The organism is Luteibacter sp. ME-Dv--P-043b (assembly GCF_030209605.1).
Classification (GTDB): Bacteria; Pseudomonadota; Gammaproteobacteria; order Xanthomonadales; family Rhodanobacteraceae; genus Luteibacter.
This window is the reverse complement of record NZ_JARVRT010000002.1, coordinates 78,155-103,179: the sequence shown is the minus strand read 5'-3', so window position 1 is coordinate 103,179 and position 25,025 is coordinate 78,155. Positions and strand designations below refer to the sequence as shown.

Here is a 25,025-nt window from a genome sequence, read left to right as displayed (position 1 = left end):
GCAAACTGCTCATCACCCTCAACGCCATGGTCCGCGATCAGACTCCATGGCACGGCACGGTAGGGGCCTGAAAAAGACAGTTGCTCCTACGCTCGGCGTAAACGTGGATCGCGCACATCGTGCGCTCCTACCCTCGGCGTAAACGTGGATCGCGCACATCGTGCGCTCCTACCCTCGGGGTAGGAGCGCACGATGTGCGCGATTTGCGATCACGTGCGAAACGGTCGCTACGCGCGCCCGATCGACGTTCGCCGATCGATGTTACATATCTGGATTGGCGGTCGTATCGCGCTTGATCCGCGGCGCGACCAGCGGTTCGCCATGCACGACGAACCAGACGTTCTCGGCGATATTGGTGGCGTGGTCGCCGATGCGTTCGATGTTCTTCGCCATGAACAGCAGGTGGGTGCACGGCGTGATGTTGCGCGGGTCTTCCATCATGTAGGTCAGCAGTGCGCGGAACACCACGGTGTACGCCTCGTCGAGGTCGGCATCCGACTTCCACACTTCATAGGCGGCTTCGGCGTCCTGCGCATCGTAGGCCTTGAGCACGTTGCGCAGCTGCTCGGCGGCCAGTTCGGCGAGGTTCTTCAGGCCGCCGGCGGCGCTGATCGGCGCCACGCGGCTGAGCGGGATGGAACGCTTGGCAACATTGGCGGCGTAGTCGCCGATGCGCTCGATGTCGGCGGCGATGCGCAGCGCCGCGAACACGTTGCGCAGGTCGCCGGCGATGGGGGCGCGCAGGGCCAGCAGGCGGACCACGTCCTGGCTGACTTCCTGTTCCAGGGCATCCAGCGCGTCGTCGTTGTCGACCACCCGCTGCGCCGCGCGCTCGTCGCGACGTTCCACCACGTCGATGGCGGCTTCCAGCTGCGCCACGGCCAGTTCGCCCATGCGGACGATCTCGCCGGTGAGACGCTTCAGTTCGCCGTCGTAGCTCTTGATGATGTGTTCGTGCGGGTTGTTCATCGCGGGTGCCTCGAAGTGGGGAGCGCTCAGCCGAACCGGCCAGTGATGTAGTCTTCGGTCTGCTTCTTATCCGGCTTGGTGAAGATCTTCTCGGTCCGGTCGAACTCGATCAGTTCGCCCATGTACATGAACGCGGTCATGTCCGAGCAGCGCGCCGCCTGCTGCATGTTGTGCGTCACGATCACGATGGTGAACTGGCTCTTCAGTTCCTCCACCAGTTGCTCGATACGGCTGGTGGCGATCGGGTCCAGGGCGGAGGTGGGTTCGTCCAGCAGCAGCACTTCCGGCTTCAGCGCGATGCCGCGCGCAATGCACAGGCGCTGCTGCTGACCGCCGGACAGGCCGAGCGCGCTCTGCTTGAGCTTGTCCTTCACCTCGTCCCACAGCGCGGCGCCGCGAAGGGCCTGCTCCACGCGGCCTTCCATGTCGCTGCGGTTGAGCTTCTCGTGGTGGCGGATGCCGTAGGCCACGTTCTCGAAGATGGTCATCGGGAACGGCACCGGCTTCTGGAACACCATGCCGACCTTGCTGCGCAGGCGGTTGAGCGAGTACTTCGGGTCGAGGATGTTCTCCCCGTCCAGCACGATCTCGCCGCTGGCGCGCAGGCTGGGATAGATCGCGTAGATGCGGTTGAAGATGCGCAGCAGGGTGGACTTGCCGCAACCGGACGGCCCGATGATGGCGGTGACCTTCTTCTCCGGCACGTCCATCGCGATGTTCTTCAGCGCGTGGAACTCGCCGTAGTGGAAGTTGAGGTCGCGTACGGTCATCTTCGGCGCCGCCTGGCCGAGGTCGACGGCGGCGGCGTGCGGCGAGGTGCCGAATCCGGGCTTGGACGCGACTTCGTTGAGATTAGTCATTGGACACCTTGGAACGCGAGAAGACGAAGCGGGCGGTAAGGCTGAGCGCCAGCACGAACATGGTGAGCACGAAGGCGCCGGCCCAGGCCAGGGTGTTGATGTCCGGGCTGGGGTCCTTCGTGTATTCGTAGATGACCTGCGGGAGGCTGGGCATCTTGTCGATCGGGTTGAAGGTCATGAAGTTGTTGCCGAACGCCGTGAACAGCAGGGGCGCCGTCTCGCCGCTGATACGGGCCAGCGCCAGCAGCACGCCCGTGACGATGCCCGAGCGCGCGGAACGCACCAGGATCTGCAGGGTCAGCTTCCACTGCGGCACGCCCAGCGACAGCGCCGCCTCGCGCAGCGTGCCCGGTACCAGCCGCAGCATTTCGTCGGTGGTGCGGACGATGACGGGCAGGGCGATGAGGGCCAGGGCGATGCCGCCGGCGATGCCGGAGAAGGTCACATCGCCGCCGGTCAGCCACTTGGACGGCAGCACGATCACGGTATAGACGAACAGGCCCAGCACGATCGACGGTGCCGAGAGCAGGATGTCGTTGAGGAAGCGGATGGTCGGCCCCAGCCGCGAGCGGCGGGAGTATTCCGCCAGCCAGGTGCCGGCGGCCACGCCGATGGGCGTGGCGATGAGGATGCCGATCACGTTGAGGATGAGGCTGCCGACCATGGCGTTTGCCAGGCCGCCTTCCTCGCGGTACGCGGTGATCTTGGTGAACAGCTGGGGCCTGAGGCCGGCGATGCCCTGGCTCAGGGTTTCCCAGAGGATCCATGCCAGGAACAGCAGGCCGATGCCGGTGGCCAGCACGCTGAAGACCATCGCGAGGATGTTCTTGATACGGCGCCGGGTGTACAGCGAGGCGGACATCAGGTGCCCTCCTTGGTCGCCAGGCGGCGGAGCATGAGGCGCGCGATCAGCAGCACGATGAAGGTGACCACGAACAGCAGGAAGGCCAGCGCCATGAGCGCCGATTTCTGCAGGCCCTCCGCTTCGCCGAACTGGTTGGCGATGGTGGAGGCGATGGAGCTGCCGGTCTCGAGGATGGACGGGGTGAACTGGAAGGTGTTGCCCAGCACGAAGGCGACCGCCATGGTCTCGCCCAGCGCGCGGCCCAGGCCGAGGAAGATGCCGCCGATCACCGCCGTGCGGGTGTAAGGCACCACGATGTCCCACACCACTTCCCAGGTGCTGGAGCCCAGGGCATACGCCGATTCCTTCAGCCGGGTCGGCACGGTCTGGAACACCTCGCGCATCACCGAGGAAATGAACGGGATGATCATCACCGCCAGCACCAGGCCCGCAGTGAGCACGCCGGCGCCGAAGAACGGGTATTCGCTGGAGAAGAACTTGGCGATCCAGGGCACGTGCTGCACCAGCCACGACACCTGACCGTCCGGCGGCTCCGTGCTGAGGTTGTTCATCAGCCACGGCTTGATATGCGCGGCGACGAAGGGCGCGAAGATGAAAAGACCCCACATGCCGTAGATGATCGACGGAATGCCGGCCAGCAGTTCGATGGCCGAGCTGACCGGACCGCGCAGCCAGCCGGGCGCGATCTCGGTGAGGAAGAGGGCGATGCCGAAGCTGACCGGCACGGCGAAGATGAGGGCGATGAGCGCGGTAACCACGGTGCCCATGACGGGGACCAGGGCGCCATATCGGTTGTTGGTCGGATCCCATTCGGCGCTGGTGAGGAAGCCCCAGCCGAACGTGGCGAAGGCGTCGCGGCCCAGCCACAGCGTGGAGGCGGCGGCGCCGACAAGGCAGACCAGGACCAGGAGGGCGCAGGCTTTCAGTGCCCAGCCGAACAGACGGTCGTTACGCGTGTCCCGCGCGTTGCGGGATGCTTCCGCCTGGCGTTCCCGATCGGCTACGGCGTTGCTGACGGTGGCGTGCATGGTCGGTGCGGATTCCCGAAAGGCCTTTCAAACATGTGGGTCGCCGCTCCTGTCGGAACGGCGACCCGCCTGGACGATACTGTGGGCCGCGGATGTGTCAGCCGACCCATCGGTATCGAATCAGTTCTTGAACTCCGACGCCCAGTAGGCTTCGATCTGCTGGACCAGCGGCGCCGGCAGGGCGACGTAGTCGAGCGAAGCGGCCTGCGCCTGGCCCTTCTCGAGCGACCACTTGAAGAAGTCGAAGGCGACCTTGCTGTGCGAGGCGTTCTTGGACTTCTTGTACATGATCGCCCACGTGGTGGCGGTGATCGGCCAGGCCTGCGCACCCGGAGCGTTGGTCATGATCAGGTTGAAGTCCTTGGCGGACTTCCAGTCGGCGGTGGCAGCAGCGGCACCGAAGGCCTCGGCGTTCGGCTGCACCCACGTACCAGCGGCGTTCTGCATCTGGGTGTACGAGAGCTTGTTCTTGGTGGCGTAGGCGTATTCGACGTAGCCGATCGAGCCCGGGATCTGGCGCACGTACTGCGACACGCCTTCGTTACCCTTGCCGCCGACGCCGGCCGGCCATTCCACGGCGGTGCCGAACTTCACCTTCGACGCCCACTCCGGGCTGACCTTGGACAGGTAGTTGGTGAAGTTGAACGAGGTACCGGAGCCGTCCGAGCGGTGCACGACGGTGATCTTGACGTCGGGAACCTTCACGCCGGGGTTGAGCGCGGCGATGGCCGGATCGCTCCACTTGGCAACCTTGCCCAGGTAGATGTCGGCCAGTACCTTGCCGTTGAGCTTGAGCTGGCCCGGGGCGACGCCCTGCAGGTTGACGATCGGCACGATGCCGCCGACCACGACCGGGAACTGGCCCAGGCCGAACTTGGCGAGGTCTTCGGCGCTCATCGGGGCGTCGGACGCGCCGAAGTCGATGGTGCCTTCCTTGATCTGGGCGATACCCGCACCCGAACCGACCGACTGATAGTTGAGCTTGTTGCCGGTGGCTTCGGCATAGGTGGCGGACCACTTCGACAGCACGGGGTAAACAAAGCTCGAGCCTGCGCCCGTGATATCGGTGGCCTGGGCGGACATACCGAACAGGGATGCGGCGACGAGCGCGGCGATGCGGAGTTTACGTGTGAACACGGGGTGGTCCTCGGATGGATGAGTGTCAGGCTTGTACGCCTGGGGCCGTATTGCAGCCCTGCCGTGTTGCAATGAGACGTACTGAATGTTTCAACCTCATGACACTCGCCTTTTTGGTGTCATATTCAGGAACTTACGAAACGCCTCAAACCACGATCGAGGCCGCCTGATCACGTTCGGCCAGCTCCAGGTGGCGCCAGCGGTTGACGATCCGGCAGAAAAGCTCCGCCGTCCGCTCCGCGTCGTAGATCGCCGAATGGGCCTCGCGGGTATCGAACGACAGCCCCGCGGCCAGCACGGCCTTGCTCAGCACCGTCTGCCCGTAGGCCAGGCCACCCAGCGTGGCGGTGTCGAAGCAGCTGAAGGGATGGAAGGGGTTGCGCTTGTGCCCCGTGCGGCGCACGGCCGCGTTGAGGAAGGCCAGATCGAACGCGGCGTTGTGGCCCACCAGCACGGCGCGCTGGCAATCGGCGGCCTTGACGGCGTCGCGCACGGCCTGGAAGACGTGGTCCAGCGCCAGGCGCTCGGGCAGGGCGCCACGGAAGGGGTGATCCGGGTCGATGCCCGTGATTTCCAGCGAACGCGGGTCGATGTTCGCGCCCGGGAAGGGCTCCACGTTGGCTGCCACGGCCGGCTGCGGCACCAGGAGGCCCGAGGGCTCCATCGTCACCACGACCACGGCGATCTCGAGCAGCGCGTCGCGCTCCGCGTCGAATCCCCCGGTTTCCACATCCACGATCACCGGCAAAAACCCCCGGAACCGCGCTGACATGCTCGAAGCGGTGCTGTTACTCGTCGTATCCATCCTTAAAGGATATCAGCCGGGGGCGCGGTGCGTCCGTGTTAAGCGGATGTGCGCGTGTCTTCGATCTGTCACAAAAAGGGCATGGAACGGTAAACCCCACGGCTCATTCTTCGCGCCGTTGGCCCTGCTTGAGGATTTTCGGACAGAAAAGACTCAACGGGGGCACAGGGGTCTACACACAATTTCATACAGCGGAGAAATCCCATGCGTTCCAAGTTGCTCACGGTGGCCATCGCCGCCGGTCTGGGCCTGACGAGCTTCGCAGCCCTCGCGGCTACGCCGAAGTCGCAGCAGCCGGCCCGCGTCACGGTCGACGCCGCCACCCTCCAGCAGCTGCAGGCGCAGCTGGCCGCCCTCCAGTCCCAGGTCGCCGACCTGCAGGCCAAGCAGGAAGCCCAGGCGGACGCCCAGATCGAAACCGCCAAGGTCGTCAACGACGTGCAGGTGGCTGCGGCCAAGCCGACCGACGACCTGTCCAAGAAGCTCGACGCGCTGAACAAGCTGGTGGATAACACCAAGGTCGGCGGCACGATGTTCTTCGACGCGACCAACCAGGATCACGACGAGAAGATCGGCAACGCCCGCTCGCTGCAGAAGGACGGCCACGGCTCGACCAACGGTACCGGCTTCGACGTCAAGCGCTTCTACCTGACGGTCGACCACAAGTTCGACGATGTCTGGTCGGCCAACCTGACCACCGACTTCAACTACCAGTCCACGCTGTCGCAGACCAGCCTGTTCGTGAAGAAGGCCTACGTGCAGGGCAAGTTCGATCCGCTCTTCACCGTGCGCTTCGGTGCGGCCGACATGCCCTGGATCCCGTTCGTCGAGAAGTGGTATGGCTACCGCTACGTCGAGAACACCATCACCGACCGTTCGTTCGAAGGCGGCCGCAGTGGCGGCACCGCGACGGCTGGCGGCGTGGGCTCGTTCGGCAACTCGTCCGACTGGGGTATCCATGCCATGGGTGCCACCACCGGCGACAACGCCGTCAACTATCAGCTCTCGGTCGTCAACGGTCGCGGCTTCCGCAACCTGAGCCGCTCCAAGAGCGTCGACACCGAAGGCCGCTTCGCCTACTCGCCGATCGAGCAGATGGTGATCGCCATCGGTGGCTACACCGGCAAGCGCGGCAACGACGTCGAGAACGGCGCCCCGACCCGCACCGCCACGCGTGGCGACGTGCTGCTGGCCTGGCGCGACAAGACCTGGGGCGCGGGCGTGGAATACTTCCACTCCGAGAACTGGGACGACATCCTGAAGTACCAGGGCGCGGGTCCGGGTGTGGGCGCCGCTACCAACACCACCAAGGACAAGGCCGACGGTTACTCGGTCTGGGCCGACTGGCACTTCTACGAGCAGTTCGCCGTCTTCGCGCGCGCCGACAAGCTCAACTACAAGTACAACAACCTGCTGAACGTCGAAGAGAAGCTCAACGACAAGTACTACAACGCAGGCGTGTCGTACGACGTACTGAAGAATCTGAAGCTGGCACTCGTCTACAAGCACAACAAGCTGGACGGTCCCTTCGCCACCCCGTACCACTACAAGACGAACGAAGTGGGCTTCTGGGGCATGCTGAGCTTCTAACGGGCATCGGAACGGAGTTCTGCTCAAGGACGAACCGGACGGCGGGCGCAAGCCCGCCGTTTTTTTGTGCGTTGCGAATGATCTCAGCCCTCGGAGCCGGCATCCGGACGTCCAAACTGAATGCCCACACCCCGTCGGGGCGGGCGAAAGGCCGTCAAAACCGTTGTCACGTCACGTTTTCGAACAGAAAACTGCGTCATGCCTGAATTTGCTGCGTCGCCACACTTGCGGTCGCCGGTGCGCCTGTCGTAGGTTCGGCCCATGGACACCCCCGCCGCCCTCGTCATGCGCCGCTTCGCAAGCACGATCTTCGTGTTCTTCGCGTTGCTCGTCGCCTGCATGGGCGTCAGCGCCGCACCCGCCGCGGCGGAGGCGCTGTCGGTGACGATGGCCCAGGAACATGCAACGCAGCATGTCCATGTCGCTGCCGCGGACGACACCGTCGCCTTCGACGATCAAGACGCCGTGCCCTCGCTGGAAGACAACAGCGGCGGCGGCCTCGACGACACCTTCGACGTGCCGCCCCTGCACATCGTGTCGATACCCCGCATCGCCACCACCGGCCATGCGGACGTGCGCCCCCAACCGCACGCGCACCACCCCAGCCTGGACCTGCGCCCTCCCATCGCCTGATGTCCTCGCGGCGCCCATGTGCGCCGCTTCCGCCAGCCCGTGTCGCGACCGTCGTCGCATGCCGGGGCCTGTGCAACCCCATTTCCTTCCCTTTCCCCGCGTGTCGGCGCCTTTGCCGGCCGCCGCGAGCGTGAGCGCTCGCGCCCCCTTTCCGCCAAGAAGAGAGAAACCACCATGGAACGTCTCATCCAGGGCTTCGACAACTTCCGCCGCAACATGACCGACGACCAGCGCGAGGTCTTCACCCGTCTGGCGTCCGGCCAGACACCCCACACCATGTTCATCACCTGCGCCGACTCGCGGATCATGCCCGAGCTGATCTTCAACGCGCAGCCGGGTGACCTGTTCGTCTACCGTAACGTCGGCAACATCGTGCCGCCGTACGCCCAGCACGTCAGCGGCGTGGTCGCTGCCATCGAGTATGCGGTCACGGCGCTGAAGGTCCAGCACATCGTGATCTGCGGCCACTCCGACTGCGGCGCGATGAAAGCGTTGCAGAACCCCTCCGTATTGAAGGGCAAGCCCTCCGTGGAGCAGTGGCTGAAGCATGCCGACGTAGCCCGTTACGTCGTCGCCGAGAACCGTCCCACCATGATGGGCGAGGAAGGCCTGCGCTACCTCACCGAAGAAAACGTGGTCGGCCAGCTGGAACACATGCGTACCCTGCCGGCGGTCGCCGCCGCCATTGCCAACGGCAGCCTGCGCATCCACGGCTGGATCTACGACATCGCCCAGACGGAAATCACCGCCTTCGATCCCCTCGAAGGCCGGTTCCGCCCCCTCGTCGCCGGCGATGCCCACGCGCCCGACGCGACACCGCACGCGCGTTTCTCGACGCCGCTGCCGGTGGCAAACGCCGCTTAAGGAAAGCCAGACATGCGCGCTTATTTCTCCCAGGGCCTCTTTGGCCGCGACCTCCTCGGTTCGGTGGTCGTTTTTCTTGTCGCTCTGCCGTTGTGCATGGGGATCGCGATCGCGTCGGGTATGCCACCCAGCGCGGGACTGATCACTGGCATCGTGGGCGGTATCATCGTCGGCTCCATCGCCGGTTCGCCGCTGCAGGTCAGCGGCCCGGCGGCGGGCCTCGCGGTCCTGGTGTTCGAATTGGTGCGTGAGCACGGCGTGGCCGCCCTCGGTCCCGTCGTGCTGCTGGCGGGCCTTATCCAGGTCGTCGCCGGCCTGTGCAAGGTCGGCGTCTGGTTCCGCATGACCTCGCCCGCCGTCGTGGCGGGCATGTTGTCGGGCATCGGCATCCTCATCGTGGCGTCGCAGTCGCATGTGCTGCTGGACGCCATCCCCAAGGCCCGCGGTCTGGAGAATTTCGCGGCGTTGCCTGCGGCGGCGTGGGAATCGGTGACCGGTGCGGGCGAGGGGCAGGCCCCGGCCGCCCTGATGATCGGCCTCGGTACCATCGCCATCATGCTTGGCTGGGAGAAGCTGCGCCCGGCCAAGTTGCGTTTCGTGCCCGGTGCGTTGCTGGCGGTGGTCGCCATGACCCTGATCGCGCAGCTCACCGCGGTGGACGTGAAGCGCGTGGACGTGCCGGCCAACCTGTTCTCGGCGGTCAGCCTGCCCAGCATGGGCAGCCTGTTCGGCCTGTTCGACGCCACCCTGCTGGTGGCGGCCGCCACGTTCGCCTTCATCGCCAGCGCCGAAACGCTGCTGTCGGCGGCGGCGGTGGATCGCATGCACGACGGCGTACGCACCAACTACGACCGCGAACTGACCGCGCAGGGCGTAGGCAATCTCATCTGCGGTTTCCTCGGCGCGCTGCCGATGACCGGCGTGATCGTGCGCAGCGCGGCCAACGTGCAGGCGGGTTCCGCCACGCGCATGGCCGCCATCCTGCACGGTGGCTGGTTGCTGGCCTTCGTGATGCTGTTGCCGTGGCTGATGCGGATGACACCGGTCTCGTGCCTGGCCGGCATCCTCGTCTTTACCGGCGTCAAGATGGTCAACCCCGGCCAGATCAAGTCGCTGGCAGCGTACGGCAAGGGCACGGCGGCCGTGTACGTCGCCACCACGGTCGCCATCGTCGCGACCGACCTGCTCACCGGTGTGATCGTCGGCTTCGGCTTGTCGCTGTTCCGCCTGGCGCTGCTCTCGTCCAAGCTGAAGATGGACGTGCAGCACCACGACGAGCCCGGCCACGCCACGCTGCACCTGGAAGGCTCGGCCACGTTCCTCAAGGTGCCGACCATGGCACGCAAGCTGGAGGCCGTGCCGGCCAACACCCGCCTCAACGTACGCATGGATCGCCTGGTTCACGTCGACCAGGCGTCCCTCGAGCTGCTCAAGGAGTGGGGCCAGAATGCCTCCAAGCGTGGCTGCGAGCTGATCGTCGACTGGCACGAACTGGGCCGCCGCGTCGAAGGCGCCCCCCAGGCGGCATAGTTCCGGCCCACGAGGGCCCATGTAGGAGCGCACGATGTGCGCGATCCCTCAACGTTGCTACATCGAATGAGGCAAAAACGCCGGCACTAGCCGGCGTTTTTGCTACCTGAGTTTTGCTTCGTTTTGCGCTTGGAAACGCCGTTTCATAGGCTTTTTATGGCTTCGTTCGCCATCGTTGCGTTGAGGGTTCGCGCACGTGCGTGCGCTCCTACACACGCATCCGGTCAAGCGCGTCCCACATGCCGTCAGGCCCGGTCAGGCGCATCCCGTCGGGCGCGTTACGCATCCCGTCGAGCGCATCCCGTCAGGCCGCTTTCGTCTTTTGCTTGAACGCACAAAGATCCACGATGGCGCAGCTAGGACATTCCGGCTTCCGCGCCTTGCACACGTAGCGACCGTGCAGGATCAGCCAGTGATGGGCATCCTGGATGAACTCCGCCGGGATGACCTTCTCCAGCTTGTCCTCGACCTTGCGCACGTCTGGGCCGGGGGCCAGGCCGGTGCGGTTGGCGACGCGGAAGATGTGCGTGTCCACGGCGATGGTCGGTTCGCCGAAGGCGGTGTTGAGCACCACGTTCGCGGTTTTCCGCCCGACGCCGGGCAGCGATTCCAGGGCCTCGCGTGACTTCGGTACCTCGCCCGCGTAGCGGTCGACGAGGATCTGGCTCATCGCGATCAGGTTCTTCGCCTTGTTGTTGTAAAGGCCGATCGTGCTGATGTACGGCTTGAGCCGGTCCAGGCCCAGGTCGAGGATCTGTTGCGGCGTATTGGCCACGGGAAACAGCTTGCGCGTGGCCTTGTTCACGCCCACGTCCGTGGACTGGGCCGACAGCGCCACGGCGGCGAGCAACTCAAACGGCGTGGTGTACGCCAGTTCGGTTTTCGGATGCGGATTCAGCTCGCGCAGGCGGCTGAACATCTCGACCACATCGGCTTTCTTCACGGGCTGTCCTTCTTCCGTGCCCTGGCCCGGGCAAGGGCCTCGAGGACGGCATTACGTGCGGCAGGTGCGGCCACGTCGGCCTTGTTCGCCGCCAGCTGGCGTTCGCGCTCGGCGCGTTCGTGGGCAAGGCGGGCTTCCCGGCGCTGGAAATGCCGTCGCGCGGCATCCGCGTGCCCGGGATCCTCGGCTTGCGAAACGGGCATGGGATCGAGTCGGATGCAATCGACCGGGCAGGCGGGTACGCACAGCTCGCATCCGGTGCAGAGGTCGCTGAGCACCGTGTGCATCACCTTCGAGGCGCCCACGATGGCGTCCACCGGGCACGCCTGGATGCACTTGGTACAGCCGATGCAGTCGGCTTCGACGATGCGTGCCAGCGTACGCGGCTTTTCCACGCCATGGGCGGGGTCCAGCGGCACGATCGGGCGATCCAGCAGATGGGCCAGCCGGCGAATGCCGGCCGCGCCGCCGGGCGGGCAGCGATCGATGCCCGCCGCGTCAGCGGCGATGGCTTCCGCGTAGGGACGGCAGCCGTGGAAACCGCACTGCTCGCACTGGGTCTGCGGCAGGAGGGCGTCGATGCGATCGGCGAGCGTTGGCGTCATGGCTGGCGCGCGGCCGGTGGGCGGATCAGCGGACGGTGGCGCCCGGTGCCGCACCCTGGTCGGCATCCAGCAGGAACAGATCCGCGCCGCCGTCACCGGCGGACAGGATCATGCCTTCCGACAGGCCAAAGCGCATCTTGCGCGGGGCGAGGTTGGCGATGAAAACCACGCTGCGACCGACGAGTTTTTCCGGCTCCGCGTAAGCCGCGCGGATGCCGGAGAAGATCTGCCGCTTACCAAGGGGGCCGGCGTCCAGTTCGAAACGCAGCAGCTTGTCCGATCCTTCGACGAACTCGCAGGCCAGCACCTTGCCGATGCGCAGGTCGAGCTTGGCGAAATCGTCGATGGACACGGTGGCGGCGGTGTCGGCGGCGGTGTTGGCAGGCGTGGCTTCGGTCATGGGCTTGGCGTTTTCTTTGGGTTTCTTGGACGGTTTGGCTTCGGCCACGGCTTCGCGGGCCTGCTCGGAGGGGGACAGCGACTCCTTCGAGGCGTCCACCATCGCGGCGATCTTCTTCGGATCCAGGCGCGAGAACAGCGGCGAGAACGCATTCACGGTATGGCCGAAGAGCTCGCGCCGTGCATCGTCGAAGCTGGCGATGGGCGCGCCGAGGAAGGCCTCGGCGGCGGCGACCGTGGTCGGCAGGATCGGCTTGAGCAGCCCGGACAGCAGGCGGAAGGCGTTGATCGCGAACGAGCACACCTGGTGCAATTCGTCGCGGCGCGTGTCGTCACGAGCGATGACCCAGGGCGCCTTCGCCGCGATATAGCCGTTGACCGCATCGGACATGGCCACGAAGCGCCGAGTGACTTCCGCGTACTCGTCGGCCTCGTAGAGTGCATCGATACCGTCGTACTGCCCCAGCAGGTCGGTCCACAGCGCGGACGCCTCGGGGTCGAAGCGATCGGACAGCGTGCCGGCGAAATGCGTGTGCAGGAAACCCGCGGTGCGGCTGGCGATATTGGCCCACTTGCCGACCAGATGCGAATTGACGCGTTCCTCGAACGATTTCAGGTCGAGGTCGACGTCCACCGGCTGTGGGCTGAGCATGGTGGCGAAGTAGTAGCGCAGGGCTTCGGGGTCCAGGCCGACATCCAGGAAGGTGCGCGCCTGGATGAAGGTGCCGCGCGACTTGGACATCTTCGCGCCGTTGACTGTCAGGTAGCCGTTGGTATGCAGCGCGGTCGGCACGCGCATGCCGGCCCCGTGCAGCATGGCCGGCCAGAACAGGCCGTGGAAGTTGATGATGTCCTTGCCGACGAAGTGATGCATCTCGGCCGTGCTGTCCGCGCGCAGGAAGTCGTCGAAGACCAGTCCGGTGCGATCGCACAGGGCCTTGAACGCGGCGAGGTAACCGGCCGGCGCGTCCAGCCAGACATAGAAGAACTTGCCCGGTGCGTCGGGAATCGGGAAGCCGAAGTAGGGCGCGTCACGCGAGATATCCCAGTCGCGCAGGCCACCGTCGATCCATTCCGCCAGCTTGGCCACGACGCCGCTGTCGGCGGTGGGCTTGCCTTCGGTGAACTTGCCCGCGAACCAGTCGCGCAGCAGCTGCTCGAACTTGCCCAGTTCGAAGAAGTAATGCTCCGAATCGCGCAGCACCGGGGTGGCACCCGACATCACCGAATACGGATTCAGCAGGTCGGTAGGCGCGTAGGTGGCACCGCAGTTCTCGCAGTTGTCGCCGTACTGGTCGGGCGTGCCGCACTTGGGACAGGTGCCCTTGACATAGCGATCGGGCAGGAACATGTCCCGCGTGGGGTCGTACAGCTGCTGGATATCCCGGCGCGCGATGTAGCCGGCGTCGCGCAGGCGCGTGTAGATGGCCGTCGCGATATCCCGGTTTTCCGGGGAATGCGTGGTGTGGTACTGGTCGTAGCTGAAATGGAAGTCGGTGAAGTCCGCTTCGTGCGACGCCCGGATGCCGGCGATGTAATCTTCCGGCGTCAGCCCGACCTTCTCGGCGGCCAGCATGATCGGGGTGCCGTGGGCGTCCTCACCGGCGACGTACCACACCTCGTTGCCTTGCATCCGCTGCGCCCGCGCCCAGATGTCGGCCTCGATGTAGCCGAGCATATGGCCCAGGTGCAGCGGGCCGTTGGCGTAGGGAAGGGCGTTGGTAACCAGGATGCGGCGGGCCATGAGGATCGCGGTCGGCTTCGGGGCCCGCGATTATGGCATGGGGCGCGGTTAGGCGGTTTTTTGCGGGCACCCGCCTCGCAAGAACGACGGGTGTAGGAGCGCACGATGTGCGCGATGCCCTTATGGCCGTGCCCTACGGCGCTCCCCTCATTCCACCCGCTTTATTCCACCCGCACCCAATCCTGGCTACGCCCGATCAGCGAGAAACCGATGTAACCGTGGACGTCGAGCGTCTTGCCGCCGTTCTCCAGCTTCACGGTGAGCTTGTAGATCTTGCCCTTGGCCGGATCGAGGATCTGGCCACCCGACCACTCGTTGTCACCGTCCTTCTTCAGGCCCCAGATGATGGTCATACCCTCGATGGGCTTGTTCTTCCGCTCGCCATCGCACTGGGCGCAGACGGGATGCGGGCCATGATCGGACTTGAGCACCTGCAGCACCTTGCCCTCCAACTGACCGTTGGCGCCCTCGGTGATCTCGACGATGGACTTCACTTCCTTGGTGGTGTCGTCGATCGTCTTCCACTTGCCGACCGGGCTGTCGGTGGCGGCAAAGGCGGGGAGGGCGCTCGCGACGAGGGCGAGACCTAGGGCGGCGCGGATCATGGACTTCATAAGTTTGCGGTACTCCCCATACGGTAAGGTATGGCCGGAGCCTGACGAGGGCCATCGACGCCGTCAAGCTGCACCGCGCCAGATGCGCCGCCAAGGGCAGGATGGACGGGAAGCGGGTGCCGACGGTCCGGTGCCACCCCGCTAGCTGGCATAATGGGCAATCTTCGATTTTGCTCAACATCCCCCATGACCCAGCCCAGCGAAACCCTCGTGCGCGGTGTCCTCGACCGCGTCATCGACCCCTATTCGGGCCAGTCGCTCGGCGCCGCCGTGCGCGCCGTGGGCGTCGATGGCGACCGCGTGTCCGTCGATATCCAGCTCGGCTACCCCGCCGTCGGCTATGTCGAGCAGGCCACGACGCAGGCGCGCGAGGCGCTCGAAGCCGAGCCGGGCATCGCCGCGGCCGCCGTCTCGGTCGGCTGGCGGGTGCACCCGCACAAGGTGCAGGGCCAACTGGCGCCTATGCCGGGGGTGAAGAACATCATCGCCGTGGCCTCGGGCAAGGGCGGCGTGGGCAAGTCCACCGTTTCGGTCAACCTCGCGCTGGCCCTGGTCGCCGAAGGTGCCCGCGTCGGCATCCTCGATGCCGACATCTACGGCCCCAGCCAGCCCCGCATGCTGGGCCTGACCGGCAAGCCCGTGTCGCCGGACGGCAAGAGCATCCAGCCGATGCTGGCCCACGGCCTGCAGGCCATGTCCATCGGCGTGCTGATCGACGAGGACACGCCGATGATCTGGCGTGGCCCGATGGTCACCCAGGCCCTGATGCAGCTGCTCAACGACACCCGCTGGGACGACCTGGACTACCTGGTCATCGACCTGCCGCCCGGCACGGGCGACATCCAGCTCACCCTGTCGCAGAAGGTGCCCGTCTCCGGCGCGGTCATCGTCACCACCCCGCAGGACATCGCCCTGCTGGACGCGCGCAAGGCGCTGGGCATGTTCCGCAAGGTGGAAGTGCCGGTGCTGGGCGTCGTCGAGAACATGGCCACCCACATCTGCTCCGCCTGCGGCCACGAGGAACACATCTTCGGGCACGGCGGCGGCGCACGCATGGCCGCGGAGGCGGGCATCGCCTACCTCGGCGACCTTCCGCTGGATATCCGTATCCGCCAGCAGGCCGACGAGGGCACGCCCACGGTGGCCGCCATCCCCACCTCGGACCTGGCGGAGCGCTATCGCGCCATCGCCCGTTCCACGGCGGCGAAGCTGTCGCTGCAGGCGCGCAACAAGGCGATCTCGTTCCCCAAGATCGTCATCCAGAACACCTAAGTGGCGTCTTCGACGACGTTCCTATACCTTTCCGGCTCCAGCGAGGGAGACAGTACGTGAGCATCAAGTCCGACAAGTGGATCCGCCGCATGGCCGGGCAGCACGGCATGATCGAGCCCTTCGCGCCTGGTCAGGTGAAGGAGCGCGACGGCCATCGGCTGGTCTCCTATGGCACCTCCAGCTATGGCTACGACGTGCGCTGCGCCGACGAATTCAAGGTGTTCACCAACATCAACTCCACCATCGTGGACCCGAAGGCGTTCGACGAGCGCAGCTTCGTGGACATCAAGTCGGATGTCTGCATCATTCCGCCCAACTCGTTCGCGCTGGCCCGCACGGTGGAGTATTTCCGCATCCCCCGCCAGGTGCTGACGATCTGCCTGGGCAAGAGCACCTACGCGCGCTGCGGCATCATCGTCAACGTGACGCCTCTGGAGCCCGAGTGGGAAGGCCACGTCACGCTGGAGTTCTCGAACACCACGCCGCTGCCCGCGAAGATCTACGCCAACGAAGGCGTCGCGCAGATGCTGTTCCTCGAGTCCGACGAAGAGTGCGAGGTGTCCTATGCCGATCGCGGCGGCAAGTACCAGGGCCAGCGCGGCGTGACCCTGCCGAGTACCTGAACGCCCGTGCCGTCCCAGCCGCGCGCGAGAAAGGCGCGGGGTAAACTTTCCCTCTTCATGAAACGCCGATCCACGGAGACACGCATGATCCGAGTTACCACCCTCCTGTCCCGCGCCGCCGCCGCGGTCCTGCTTGCCAGCCTGCTCGTGCTGGGCGGTTGCCATCGTGGCGTCTCCAAGAGCGACCACGTGCCGACCGAGCAAGGCCAGTTCGACGTCACCATCAAGGCCTACAAGAGCGGCCAGTTCGTGGTCGACAACGCCGTGCTTTCCGCGGCCGACACCGGCAGCCACTTCGCCTACCTGAAGGACCAGGGCAAGCTGCCCAAGACGGTGCTGCTGATCCCCAGCGACGACTCCAAGATCCGCGACATCCATCTCGGCTTCATGGCCCGCATGCAGCTGGATTACGGCTTTGCCGTGTACTACGACAAGAAGGGCGAGCTCACCCGCCTGAACGCCGTGGAAGAGAAGGCCCGCCAGCTCGAGGACACCCCGCAGAAGGCCAACCTGCCGGATCGCATGCAGGGCAAGGACGCCGCCAGCGGCGCCTACAACCCGCAGACCCAGCCGTAACCGCCAAAGGCGACGGCTACTAGTGAAAACGACGGGGCAGGTGCCATTGGCATCTGCCCCGTTGTCGTTTCGGCGATACGCCAGGTAGGTCACGGCCGGGCGCTGGGCTGGGCTGGGAACAGCCTCGGTGCCAGCGGCAGGCTTGACGCTGGCTACAATCCCAGCGCTTCGCTCAGTGCGTCGATCCGCCGCTCAGCCTCGCCGGGCGGATACGCTTCGGCCTTGCCAAAGCCCCACACCGGCCCCGGCCACGCCGCATCGCCGGCGTTGCGCGCCACCACATGGACGTGCAGTTGCCGGACGATATTGCCCAGTGCACCGATATTGAGCTTTTCGCACGGCGCCACCGCACGCAGGGCGGCGCCAGCCAGGCTGGCTTCCTGCCAGAGCCGGGCCTGGTCGTCGGCCTCCAGGTCCGACACCTCGATCCTGTCGGCCTTGCGTGGGACCAGCACCAGCCAGGGATACCGCGCATCGCGCATCAGCAGCACACGGCTCAAGGGCAGGTCGCCGACGACAAGGGTGTCGCCGGCCAGCCGGGCATCGAGGGTAAAGCCGTCACTCATGCCAGTTCGCGGGCGAAGAACGCCAGGGTGCGCTCCCAGGCCAGCTTGGCGCTCGGCTCGTCGTAGCTGCCGCGGACATCGCAATTGAAGCCGTGGTCGGCCGGATAGACCCAGGTATCCATCTCCGGCTTGAGCTCACGGTGCTTTTCCACCATGTCCGGCGGGATGGAGTGATCGCGTTCGCCGAAGTGGAAGATCACGTTGGCTTTGGCCGGCTCGCTAAGGAACGGCACATTGCGCGCACCGTAGTAGCTGGCCGAGGGTAGGCCCAGGCGCAGCGCCGCCAGTGCCGCAACGGTGCCGCCCCAGCAGTAGCCCACCGTGCCCACCTTGACCTTGTACTGGTCGGCGATCAGCTTGGCGGCGATGGCGACGTCCTGCAGGGGACGCAGCAGGCCCAACTCGCCGATCAGCTTGATGCCCTTCTGCATGCCGTCCTGGTCGTAGCCCAACTCCACGCCCTTTTCCACGGGGTCGAACAGTGCCGGGGCAATGGCGACATAGCCCTCGGCGGCAAAGCGGTCGGCCACGCTGCGGATATGCGCGTTGACGCCGAAGATCTCCTGGATCACCACCACGCCACCCTTCGGTGTGCCGGCGGGCTCGGCGATGTAGGCGTCCATGCTCTCGGGCGGGCGGGAGGTGTCGAGGATAAGGGTGCGGCCCATGGGAGGTCTCCGGAAAAGTGGGTAAGGGGGCAAGGGTAACCTGTAGGCATGTCGCCGGAATGTGCGGAGCGATGCCGGACAAAAAGAAAAGGGAATGGACAGCGCTGCAATTTAGATGTATATCGTTTATCGATGTACGATAAGGTCATGATAAAGACCTTCGCTGACATTCAAACGGAAGCCCTCTTTAGCGGTACTCGGGTAAGACGCTGGATCAACATCGAGGTAGTGGCGCGTCGGAAGCTCGTCCAACTGCACGCAGCAACGGCCCTCGATTTCTTGCGAGCGCCGCCGGGCAATCGACTGGAGGCGCTGAGAGGAGATCGTGCCGGACAGTACAGTATTCGAGTGAACGCCCAATTCCGGCTGTGCTTCACCTGGCGCGATGGCGACGTCTACGACGTCGAAATCGTGGACTATCACTGATGGAGGACGACACCATGGCCACCAAGCTACCGCCGGTACACCCTGGCGAGATCCTTCGCGAGGAATACCTGGTTCCGTTGCAGCTTTCCGCGAATGCGCTGGCGAAGGCGATCGGCGTTACCGCCGCGCGCGTTAACGAAATCGTCAACGAACGGCGCGGCATCACGGCCGATACGGCATTGCGGCTGGCGCGATACTTCGGTACCGACGCACAGAGCTGGCTCAACCTGCAGCAACACTATGAACTGGAGTGCGCGCAGCGCTCACTGGGGTCGGTTCTGGCAAAGATCCATCCTCGCGCGGCATGATGCGATCGATATCCCGCTACGGATTCCAGGTCGGGCGTGCGACCGAAATCTCTGCCAGGAAACTGCCCCCAAGGAGACGCTGCCATGTTTTCAGTGTTCATGGACCTGACGATCTTTCAAGCCATCATGATCGGCTGCGCAGTGCTGACAGGCGGGGTTATCTTCGCTCTCCTGAAACATGTCCCGAAGACGCCTGCAACACGGCGACTTCGGGGTATCACGACGTTCCTGGCTTTCGTGCTTATTGCCACATCGATCTGTGAGAGGTTGGGTTGGATCCACTGAGGCGAAGGTCTTACCCAGCCATGGGTGAACAGATTTCAACCAGGCACCCGTTGATATCGCGCACGTACCCGACGCGCTGGCCCCAGGGCTTTGCCTCGACCGCCTTGAGCGCCAATGCACCTGCTTCGACGGCCTGGCTATAACCCTGCTCGGGTGCCTCGGTAACAAGGCATATCTCGAAGCCGGCACAAAGCTCGCTCCGGCTATTCGGACGAATGGCGACGCCGTTGAGTTCCGCCATCGATTCGCCAGCGAAACTGAGCGTGGTCTCGCCGGTCGCCATCTCCGCATACAAGCCACTCTCGTGGACGAAGCGACGTTGCAGGCCGAAGGCGCGTTCGTAGAATTCCACCGTCGCCGTGACGTCCGGCACGTAAATGATCGTATAGCCCAAGCGCATCGTAATCTCCCGTGGTGATGGCGTGCAGCGTGGGGCACCTCAACTCGCCCGGCTTGAACAAATCGGCCACGTCATTCGATCGACATGCCGACCAGTACCAGCGGCGGCCTGCTGCCGGGAGTAAAGCCCCCATGGCGCCGAAACTCACGTGTCATGTGAGCCTGATCGCTGTAGCCGCTTTCGATCGCCGCATGGGCCGGAGTGAGCGGCCCTGACGCATCGTTGAGAAGTCGCATGGCACGCTGGAAGCGCACGACAGCGGAAAACGCCTTGAACGACAGTCCTAATGCAAGTGTCAACTGACGTCTCAGCGTTCTTTCCGGCACGACGACAACGCGGGCGACCTCATCGAGCCGGAGGCGTCCACCGGATGCCTGAATGACGGTGATTGCACGCCGGACCGTCGCGTTAGGTCGCTGCGCCAGGGCCGCTCGCCGATGCGCGAACGCACTCAAGGCAGCCGCCAGTGCGGACGGCGTTCGAGCGTCGCCGATCACTCCGCCGTCCAAGCCAAGTGCGGTTTCGGCCGCTTCGCCGATCAAGGCGCTGTCAGTAAGCGACGCAGGAGCGATGCCGAGACATGGCCCACCCCAACCGGGTCGGAAACGTACGCCCAGGAAGCGGTCGCCGGCCGACACAGCGACCTCCGTCCAACGCCGGGCGGGCCCGACGATCAACAATTTCACATGAGCAAGTCCGCTCCCTCCATCGCCCCGGAAAGCGACGATGAGGTCCATCCGGCCATCCGGGAGCACAATGTGCGTACCTTCAGTAGACGCCGTGAAAGTCCACTCCGCTTCGATCGCCCCCGAAGAAAGAATCGGGAGAAGCTGTTCCTGATAGTCTGACGGCCATGGCATACGCGAGAGTCTGCCGCCTTTGGGTAATTTCCCGTAACAGCTGCCCGCTGATGCGATGGGCATCTTAGGCATTTACCGGTGAAGTTGAGTTGCTAGCGAGGATTATTGCCTGGCGCAGACTGGCATGTTTCCTTTAAGGATCTGACTCCTGGACGATTTATGCATCCGTTGTTTGCTATGTCTGCGTGGCCTACCTTTCCGTTATCGTATTTTCCAGCAGCGGCGCAGCAGCTGACTTGTCTTTGGACATACGCACTGCTTCGGCGTAGTAAGCGTAATTGTCGGCATTAATTATCGCCATAGTGCGATCAGTGGCTGCCAGGGCTTTCGCCTTAATACGCCCATAGCCTTGCGGTTGATCACCAATATACGGGCCGTTACTGTCGCTATGGTGGGCGTTCTCGTGAAGGATGATTATTACCTGGCTATCGACTCCATAGGTGGAAAATGGGAGTCGAAAGAAGAGCGAGCACATGTGTGTGACGCTTTCTTCTGTCCAGGCTGCGGCACCTTTAGCCTCAGCGGCATCTGAACAGCCGCAGGAGTAACGATCGTCAAGATTGACGCGATTGTTGATTGCGCTTGTCACGTGCAACGGAAAGAAGTCTCCTGAATCCCAAACCTGCTGAAGCTGTGGAACGCTTGGAAAGCCGGGGCTGTCGTTCAATGGAGCACCAAACCACGTGGTATACATCGCGTCAGACGCAATGGATGGCTTCCACGAAATCTTGCCGTCGACTACCGAGTGTCTTACCTTGAAGAGAGAGTTGGCTGCAGATTTGCCGTAAAATGCCCAGCTGGAAGCAGTGTTTCGTGCGGCATTGATTGGAGTGGCTTGTTCACTTGTGCACGTGGTATCTGGCCCTGTGGCTAGTGTGCCCAATGAGGATGGAGCAGTGATTTTATATGAAGTACGCAACGCTCGCTCGCGGCTCAGGAGGCTGGAGTTGGCGTAAATTTGCAACTCGTTACTGGGAACCATCGTGTACGACACCTCATCCGGGTTCCAATCGCTCACTTCAATGTACGGCTGGGAATAGCTTATCTTATAAGCGCCACCCTTAATGTCGTAGTTCATCGCAAGGTCGACATCTGCACTCATTGTCTGCCCTGGGTTAATTGTCCAGAACCTAACGTCTTTTTCCCTTGTCGCGACGCGTGTTGCGCGGCCCGTATACGCCACAGTTTCTCCTGGGGCTGAAACGACTTTCACTATATTGTTCCACAGGTGTCCGTTGTCGGAATCGAGTGGGCTATCTACTTTTGGAAGCAATAGAGGACGGCCTGAGCGGTTTGTTACGTTGACCGTTACAAAAGCCATCTCGGCTTTCTCTCGCGAGGCCGGTTGTTTCAACACGACTTCCAATGGATCGACTGCACTTAATGCTGTCAGAGGGAGGGTGGCAAGAAACACGAGGACCGAAGATTTTATTTTTTTCAACATAGCACTTGTCCTTGATTGTAAAAGCTACCGGACGCGTCTATGCCCGGCGTTGCGCAGGTGATTTGTTACAAATAGGGTATCCGAGAGGGACGTAGGCTTGGACTTAAATTCGGCTAGGGTTTCACCTTTGTAAATCAGGAAGCCGCTACGTCACGCGTCTTGCTAACTGTCAGCCTGATAGCCCCTCTCCCTGTCCGCCAACCCGCTATAATGCCCGGCTTCCCTATACCCCCGGTACCCACGGCAATGTCCCAGGCCGCTCCCAAAGTCGGTTTCGTCAGCCTCGGCTGCCCGAAAGCCCTCGTCGATTCCGAACGCATCCTCACCCAGCTGAAGGTCGAGGGCTACGAGATCGTGCCCAGCTACGGCGAGGCGGATGCCGTGGTGGTCAACACCTGCGGCTTTATCGACTCGGCGGTGCAGGAGTCGCTCGACGCCATCGGCGAGGCGCTCCACGAGAACGGCAAGGTGATCGTTACCGGCTGTCTGGGCAAGCGCTCCGAGCTGATCCGCGAAAGCTACCCCGAGGTGCTGGCCATCTCCGGTCCGCAGGATTACGCCAGCGTGATGAGCGCGGTGCACCAGGCGATCCCGCCGGTGCGCAACCGCTTCCTCGACCTGGTGCCGGACACGGGCGTGAAACTGACGCCCAAGCACTACGCGTACCTGAAGATTTCCGAGGGCTGCAACCACCGTTGCAGCTTCTGCATCATTCCCTCGATGCGTGGCGACCTGGTAAGCCGCCCGGTGGACGAGGTGCTGATCGAAGCGGAGAAGCTGGCGCGTGGCGGGGTGAAGGAACTGCTGGTCATTTCGCAGGACACCAGCGCCTACGGTGTGGACGTGCGCTACGCCGAACGCGAGTGGCGCGGCAAGGCCTATCGCACGCGCATGACAGAGCTGTGCCAGGGTCTTTCCGAACTGGGCATCTGGACCCGCCTGCACTACGTCTACCCGTACCCGCACGTGGACGAGATCATGCCGCTGATGGCGGAGGGCAAGATCCTCCCGTACCTGGACATCCCGTTCCAGCACGCCAGCCCGCGCATCCTCAAGCTGATGAAGCGTCCCGGCAATGTCGAGCGCACCCTGGAGCGCGTGCAGGCGTGGCGCCGCGAGGTGCCCGACCTCACCATCCGCAGCACCTTCATCGTCGGTTTCCCCGGCGAGACGGACCAGGAATTCCAGGAGCTGCTCGGATTCCTGCGTGAAGCCGAGCTGGATCGGGTCGGCGCGTTCGCCTATTCGCCGGTGGATGGCGCGAAGGCCAACGACCTGCCAGGCCAGATCGACGAGGAACTGAAGGAAGATCGCCTGGAACAGTTCATGGCGGTGCAGGCGGAGATTTCCGCGGCCAAGCTGCAGCGCAAGGTGGGCCGGACCATCAAGGTGCTGATCGACGAGATCGACGCCGACGGCGCGTGGGGTCGCTCCAGTGCCGATGCGCCGGAAATCGACGGCGCCGTGCGCATCGACGACGGCCAGCTGCTCAAGCCCGGCCAGTTCGTCGACGTGCTGGTCGAGGAAGCCGACGCTCACGACCTCTACGGTCGCCTGGCCTGAGCCCATGCGTTACGTGGCGCCGACGCGGCAATCGCTCGAGCGGAGCGTGCTCGCGTCGCCGCCGCTGTCGTGCTGGCGCGACTACGCCACGCTGCTGGGTGGGGAGGCGTGGCCCGATATCGCAGCCCTGAACGTGCTGCTGCCGGCAGACGCCGACGTGCATTTCGTCACCCAGGACAAGGCACTGCTCGACGACGGCCTGCATTACGAGGAACGCATCGCGCATCGCCGTGCCATCGCCACGCGGCCGGACAACTGGCACGACCTGATCAACGCCCTGGTATGGCTGCGCTATCCGGCGCTGAAACGCGCGCTCAATGCGCGGCAGATGGCGGAGATCGCCGTGATGGGGCGGCGGGAGCGCTCACGGCCGCAATGCGCCCTGACGCATTTCGACGAGGCGGGGATGATCGTCACGCTGCGTGAGCCGGCCATGCTGGCGGCCTGGGATGCCCACGACTGGACCACGCTGTTCTGGACGCACCGCGAAGCGTGGCTGACTGGCGGGGCCCGCGTCGAGGTGTTCGGTCATGCCTTGCTTGAGCACGCACTGACGCCCGGCAAGCTGCTGGTCGGCAAGGCCCTCGTGGTGATGGGGGAGGGCGATGCGCGGGCGATCTGTGCGGACGCCATCGCCGCCGGCAGCGTTCTCAACGACCCGCAGGAACTGAGGCCACTGCCCGTGTCCGGCGTGCCCGGCTGGCATGTCGAGACGGATCGGCCGTCGTTCTACACGACGGCACCGTGTTTCCAGCCCCTGCGCGAAGGTCGGACCTATCCGTTACCGCTTTGACGCCGGATCGGCCAGGCCGTGGTCGCGCACGTAGTCGCCCAGCAGGCTGTCGTGGTCGACGCCCAGCTTGCGCATGGCGTCGCGCTTCTGCCGGCTGATGGTCTTTACCGACTTGCCTTCGCGGTCGGCGATCTGTTGCAGCGACATGCCGGCGACGAAGGCGCGGATGACTTCCGTTTCGCGCGGGGATAGCGGCGCACCCGGCATGGCCACCGAGGTGTCGTCAGCCTCGTTGAGGATGTCGAGCAGGGTTTCGCTGAGGTAGGTTTCACCGTCCGCGACGGCGCGCGCGGCCGTGGCCAGTTCGTCCATCGGGGCGCGCTTGTCGACGATGCCGCGCGCGCCGCGCCCCAGCATGGATTGCAGGGCGGCCGGACGGTTGATCATCGTCAGCACGATGAGCGCGACATGCGGATAATCCCGGTTGATGGTTTCCAGGAGGGGAAATCCATCGTCCTGCCGATCGCTCGGCATGAGAAAATCCGTAATGACGACATCGCAGGCGCGGTCGGCCAGCATGGCCAGGAGTTCGTCCGCGGCCTTGGCCGCACCGACCACTTCGACGTGCGCGTTCTCCAGCGCAAGCCGCCCCCCAACAAGAACGAGGGGGTGATCGTCTGCCAGAATGACCTTGAGTGGCATGCCTTGCGTTCTC

Annotated in this window: 27 protein-coding genes; 11 read left to right on the top strand and 16 right to left on the bottom strand. The window is 64.4% G+C overall.

Annotation, left to right across the window (positions count from 1 at the left end):
* Positions 1–261: 261 nt before the first annotated feature.
* The 6 genes from phoU to rnt form a co-directional block, all read right to left on the bottom strand.
* On the bottom strand, positions 262–969 hold the full coding sequence (gene phoU / locus QRN34_RS01445; protein ID WP_036140715.1) for a phosphate signaling complex protein PhoU: 708 nt from the start codon (positions 967–969) through the stop codon (positions 262–264).
* Between the two features lie 26 nt (positions 970–995).
* A complete protein-coding gene (gene pstB, locus QRN34_RS01440) occupies positions 996–1,739 on the bottom strand; it encodes a phosphate ABC transporter ATP-binding protein PstB (RefSeq protein WP_240003967.1) in 744 nt (247 codons plus the stop codon).
* A gap of 82 nt (positions 1,740–1,821) precedes the next feature.
* Complete coding sequence (gene pstA, locus QRN34_RS01435) at positions 1,822–2,691, bottom strand: phosphate ABC transporter permease PstA (RefSeq protein ID WP_036140717.1); 870 nt, start codon at positions 2,689–2,691, stop codon at positions 1,822–1,824.
* Positions 2,691–3,722, bottom strand: a complete 1,032-nt coding sequence (gene pstC / locus QRN34_RS01430; RefSeq protein WP_285401348.1) for a phosphate ABC transporter permease subunit PstC — start codon at positions 3,720–3,722, stop codon at positions 2,691–2,693. Before pstC ends, pstA begins: the two co-directional genes overlap by 1 nt.
* Positions 3,723–3,842: 120 nt before the next feature.
* Positions 3,843–4,859, bottom strand: coding sequence for a phosphate ABC transporter substrate-binding protein PstS (gene pstS, locus QRN34_RS01425; protein ID WP_285401346.1), 1,017 nt, complete (start codon positions 4,857–4,859; stop codon positions 3,843–3,845).
* A 145-nt stretch (positions 4,860–5,004) separates the two neighbouring features.
* A complete protein-coding gene (gene rnt, locus QRN34_RS01420) occupies positions 5,005–5,664 on the bottom strand; it encodes a ribonuclease T (protein ID WP_285401345.1) in 660 nt (219 codons plus the stop codon).
* A gap of 204 nt (positions 5,665–5,868) precedes the next feature.
* Here rnt and QRN34_RS01415 point away from each other — a divergent pair, with 204 nt between their 5' ends.
* The 4 genes from QRN34_RS01415 to QRN34_RS01400 all read left to right on the top strand — a co-directional run bounded on the left by QRN34_RS01415 (position 5,869) and on the right by QRN34_RS01400 (position 10,281).
* The gene (locus tag QRN34_RS01415; protein WP_285401344.1) at positions 5,869–7,254 is read left to right on the top strand and encodes a carbohydrate porin; all 1,386 of its coding nucleotides are present in this window, start codon (positions 5,869–5,871) and stop codon (positions 7,252–7,254) included.
* Between the two features lie 261 nt (positions 7,255–7,515).
* A complete protein-coding gene (locus QRN34_RS01410; protein ID WP_285401343.1) occupies positions 7,516–7,887 on the top strand; it encodes a hypothetical protein in 372 nt (123 codons plus the stop codon).
* A gap of 174 nt (positions 7,888–8,061) precedes the next feature.
* Entirely contained in the window at positions 8,062–8,751 is a 690-nt protein-coding gene (locus QRN34_RS01405; protein WP_036140723.1) for a carbonic anhydrase, read from the top strand.
* Between the two features lie 12 nt (positions 8,752–8,763).
* Entirely contained in the window at positions 8,764–10,281 is a 1,518-nt protein-coding gene (locus tag QRN34_RS01400; RefSeq protein WP_285401340.1) for a SulP family inorganic anion transporter, read from the top strand.
* Positions 10,282–10,585: 304 nt separating this feature from the next.
* Here QRN34_RS01400 and nth read toward each other — a convergent pair whose 3' ends face one another.
* The 4 genes from nth to QRN34_RS01380 all read right to left on the bottom strand — a co-directional run bounded on the left by nth (position 10,586) and on the right by QRN34_RS01380 (position 14,586).
* On the bottom strand, positions 10,586–11,200 hold the full coding sequence (gene nth / locus QRN34_RS01395; protein WP_081916873.1) for an endonuclease III: 615 nt from the start codon (positions 11,198–11,200) through the stop codon (positions 10,586–10,588).
* A 20-nt stretch (positions 11,201–11,220) separates the two neighbouring features.
* Positions 11,221–11,829: an RnfABCDGE type electron transport complex subunit B gene (locus QRN34_RS01390; protein ID WP_285401338.1), complete on the bottom strand. Its 609-nt coding sequence runs from the start codon at positions 11,827–11,829 to the stop codon at positions 11,221–11,223.
* Positions 11,830–11,854: 25 nt separating this feature from the next.
* A complete protein-coding gene (gene metG, locus QRN34_RS01385) occupies positions 11,855–13,972 on the bottom strand; it encodes a methionine--tRNA ligase (protein ID WP_285401336.1) in 2,118 nt (705 codons plus the stop codon).
* Positions 13,973–14,133: 161 nt separating this feature from the next.
* On the bottom strand, positions 14,134–14,586 hold the full coding sequence (locus QRN34_RS01380; RefSeq protein WP_285401334.1) for a DUF2147 domain-containing protein: 453 nt from the start codon (positions 14,584–14,586) through the stop codon (positions 14,134–14,136).
* Positions 14,587–14,772: 186 nt separating this feature from the next.
* Between QRN34_RS01380 and apbC the strand changes: the two genes are divergently transcribed.
* From apbC to QRN34_RS01365, 3 genes are all read left to right on the top strand, one after another.
* Positions 14,773–15,858 (top strand): iron-sulfur cluster carrier protein ApbC, encoded by a 1,086-nt coding sequence (apbC, locus tag QRN34_RS01375; RefSeq protein ID WP_285401332.1) that lies wholly within the window; start codon positions 14,773–14,775, stop codon positions 15,856–15,858.
* Positions 15,859–15,914: 56 nt separating this feature from the next.
* Positions 15,915–16,481, top strand: coding sequence for a dCTP deaminase (dcd, locus tag QRN34_RS01370; RefSeq protein ID WP_285401330.1), 567 nt, complete (start codon positions 15,915–15,917; stop codon positions 16,479–16,481).
* Positions 16,482–16,565: 84 nt separating this feature from the next.
* On the top strand, positions 16,566–17,057 hold the full coding sequence (locus QRN34_RS01365; RefSeq protein ID WP_036140731.1) for a hypothetical protein: 492 nt from the start codon (positions 16,566–16,568) through the stop codon (positions 17,055–17,057).
* A 152-nt stretch (positions 17,058–17,209) separates the two neighbouring features.
* Here QRN34_RS01365 and QRN34_RS01360 read toward each other — a convergent pair whose 3' ends face one another.
* Both QRN34_RS01360 and QRN34_RS01355 read right to left on the bottom strand, forming a co-directional pair.
* Complete coding sequence (locus QRN34_RS01360) at positions 17,210–17,623, bottom strand: HIT family protein (protein ID WP_285401327.1); 414 nt, start codon at positions 17,621–17,623, stop codon at positions 17,210–17,212.
* Entirely contained in the window at positions 17,620–18,291 is a 672-nt protein-coding gene (locus tag QRN34_RS01355) for a dienelactone hydrolase family protein (protein WP_285401326.1), read from the bottom strand. The genes QRN34_RS01360 and QRN34_RS01355 overlap by 4 nt, the downstream gene beginning before the upstream one ends.
* A gap of 147 nt (positions 18,292–18,438) precedes the next feature.
* Here QRN34_RS01355 and QRN34_RS01350 point away from each other — a divergent pair, with 147 nt between their 5' ends.
* Positions 18,439–18,717 carry a type II toxin-antitoxin system RelE/ParE family toxin gene (locus QRN34_RS01350; RefSeq protein ID WP_285401325.1) on the top strand — a complete coding sequence of 93 codons (279 nt, stop codon included), beginning with the start codon at positions 18,439–18,441 and terminating at the stop codon, positions 18,715–18,717.
* Between the two features lie 14 nt (positions 18,718–18,731).
* Positions 18,732–19,025: a HigA family addiction module antitoxin gene (locus tag QRN34_RS01345; protein WP_285401324.1), complete on the top strand. Its 294-nt coding sequence runs from the start codon at positions 18,732–18,734 to the stop codon at positions 19,023–19,025.
* A 295-nt stretch (positions 19,026–19,320) separates the two neighbouring features.
* On the opposite strand, the gene QRN34_RS01340 is transcribed toward QRN34_RS01345, so the two are convergent.
* From QRN34_RS01340 to QRN34_RS01330, 3 genes are all read right to left on the bottom strand, one after another.
* Positions 19,321–19,710, bottom strand: a complete 390-nt coding sequence (locus tag QRN34_RS01340) for a VOC family protein (protein ID WP_285401322.1) — start codon at positions 19,708–19,710, stop codon at positions 19,321–19,323.
* Between the two features lie 71 nt (positions 19,711–19,781).
* The gene (locus tag QRN34_RS01335; protein WP_345782877.1) at positions 19,782–20,570 is read right to left on the bottom strand and encodes an AraC family transcriptional regulator; all 789 of its coding nucleotides are present in this window, start codon (positions 20,568–20,570) and stop codon (positions 19,782–19,784) included.
* 190 nt (positions 20,571–20,760) lie between these two features.
* Positions 20,761–22,014 carry a M35 family metallo-endopeptidase gene (locus tag QRN34_RS01330; protein ID WP_285401318.1) on the bottom strand — a complete coding sequence of 418 codons (1,254 nt, stop codon included), beginning with the start codon at positions 22,012–22,014 and terminating at the stop codon, positions 20,761–20,763.
* Between the two features lie 246 nt (positions 22,015–22,260).
* On the opposite strand from QRN34_RS01330, the gene rimO reads away from it, so the two are divergent.
* Positions 22,261–23,577, top strand: a complete 1,317-nt coding sequence (gene rimO / locus QRN34_RS01325; RefSeq protein ID WP_036140736.1) for a 30S ribosomal protein S12 methylthiotransferase RimO — start codon at positions 22,261–22,263, stop codon at positions 23,575–23,577.
* A gap of 4 nt (positions 23,578–23,581) precedes the next feature.
* Positions 23,582–24,370, top strand: a complete 789-nt coding sequence (locus tag QRN34_RS01320; protein WP_285401315.1) for a DUF3025 domain-containing protein — start codon at positions 23,582–23,584, stop codon at positions 24,368–24,370.
* On the opposite strand, the gene QRN34_RS01315 is transcribed toward QRN34_RS01320, so the two are convergent.
* Positions 24,359–25,012, bottom strand: a complete 654-nt coding sequence (locus QRN34_RS01315; protein WP_036140738.1) for a response regulator — start codon at positions 25,010–25,012, stop codon at positions 24,359–24,361. The genes QRN34_RS01320 and QRN34_RS01315 overlap by 12 nt on opposite strands.
* Positions 25,013–25,025 lie beyond the last annotated feature (13 nt).

Coding starts and splice junctions, on each gene's coding strand:
- phoU (WP_036140715.1), bottom strand. CDS start 969: ATGAACAACCCGCACGAACACATCATCAAGAGCTACGACGGCGAACTG.
- pstB (WP_240003967.1), bottom strand. CDS start 1,739: ATGACCGTACGCGACCTCAACTTCCACTACGGCGAGTTCCACGCGCTG.
- pstA (WP_036140717.1), bottom strand. CDS start 2,691: ATGTCCGCCTCGCTGTACACCCGGCGCCGTATCAAGAACATCCTCGCG.
- pstC (WP_285401348.1), bottom strand. CDS start 3,722: ATGCACGCCACCGTCAGCAACGCCGTAGCCGATCGGGAACGCCAGGCG.
- rnt (WP_285401345.1), bottom strand. CDS start 5,664: ATGGATACGACGAGTAACAGCACCGCTTCGAGCATGTCAGCGCGGTTC.
- QRN34_RS01415 (WP_285401344.1), top strand. CDS start 5,869: ATGCGTTCCAAGTTGCTCACGGTGGCCATCGCCGCCGGTCTGGGCCTG.
- QRN34_RS01410 (WP_285401343.1), top strand. CDS start 7,516: ATGGACACCCCCGCCGCCCTCGTCATGCGCCGCTTCGCAAGCACGATC.
- QRN34_RS01405 (WP_036140723.1), top strand. CDS start 8,062: ATGGAACGTCTCATCCAGGGCTTCGACAACTTCCGCCGCAACATGACC.
- QRN34_RS01400 (WP_285401340.1), top strand. CDS start 8,764: ATGCGCGCTTATTTCTCCCAGGGCCTCTTTGGCCGCGACCTCCTCGGT.
- nth (WP_081916873.1), bottom strand. CDS start 11,200: ATGTTCAGCCGCCTGCGCGAGCTGAATCCGCATCCGAAAACCGAACTG.
- QRN34_RS01390 (WP_285401338.1), bottom strand. CDS start 11,829: ATGACGCCAACGCTCGCCGATCGCATCGACGCCCTCCTGCCGCAGACC.
- metG (WP_285401336.1), bottom strand. CDS start 13,972: ATGGCCCGCCGCATCCTGGTTACCAACGCCCTTCCCTACGCCAACGGC.
- QRN34_RS01380 (WP_285401334.1), bottom strand. CDS start 14,586: ATGAAGTCCATGATCCGCGCCGCCCTAGGTCTCGCCCTCGTCGCGAGC.
- apbC (WP_285401332.1), top strand. CDS start 14,773: ATGACCCAGCCCAGCGAAACCCTCGTGCGCGGTGTCCTCGACCGCGTC.
- QRN34_RS01365 (WP_036140731.1), top strand. CDS start 16,566: ATGATCCGAGTTACCACCCTCCTGTCCCGCGCCGCCGCCGCGGTCCTG.
- QRN34_RS01360 (WP_285401327.1), bottom strand. CDS start 17,623: ATGAGTGACGGCTTTACCCTCGATGCCCGGCTGGCCGGCGACACCCTT.
- QRN34_RS01355 (WP_285401326.1), bottom strand. CDS start 18,291: ATGGGCCGCACCCTTATCCTCGACACCTCCCGCCCGCCCGAGAGCATG.
- QRN34_RS01350 (WP_285401325.1), top strand. CDS start 18,439: ATGATAAAGACCTTCGCTGACATTCAAACGGAAGCCCTCTTTAGCGGT.
- QRN34_RS01345 (WP_285401324.1), top strand. CDS start 18,732: ATGGCCACCAAGCTACCGCCGGTACACCCTGGCGAGATCCTTCGCGAG.
- QRN34_RS01340 (WP_285401322.1), bottom strand. CDS start 19,710: ATGCGCTTGGGCTATACGATCATTTACGTGCCGGACGTCACGGCGACG.
- QRN34_RS01335 (WP_345782877.1), bottom strand. CDS start 20,570: ATGCCATGGCCGTCAGACTATCAGGAACAGCTTCTCCCGATTCTTTCT.
- QRN34_RS01330 (WP_285401318.1), bottom strand. CDS start 22,014: ATGTTGAAAAAAATAAAATCTTCGGTCCTCGTGTTTCTTGCCACCCTC.
- rimO (WP_036140736.1), top strand. CDS start 22,261: ATGTCCCAGGCCGCTCCCAAAGTCGGTTTCGTCAGCCTCGGCTGCCCG.
- QRN34_RS01320 (WP_285401315.1), top strand. CDS start 23,582: ATGCGTTACGTGGCGCCGACGCGGCAATCGCTCGAGCGGAGCGTGCTC.
- QRN34_RS01315 (WP_036140738.1), bottom strand. CDS start 25,012: ATGCCACTCAAGGTCATTCTGGCAGACGATCACCCCCTCGTTCTTGTT.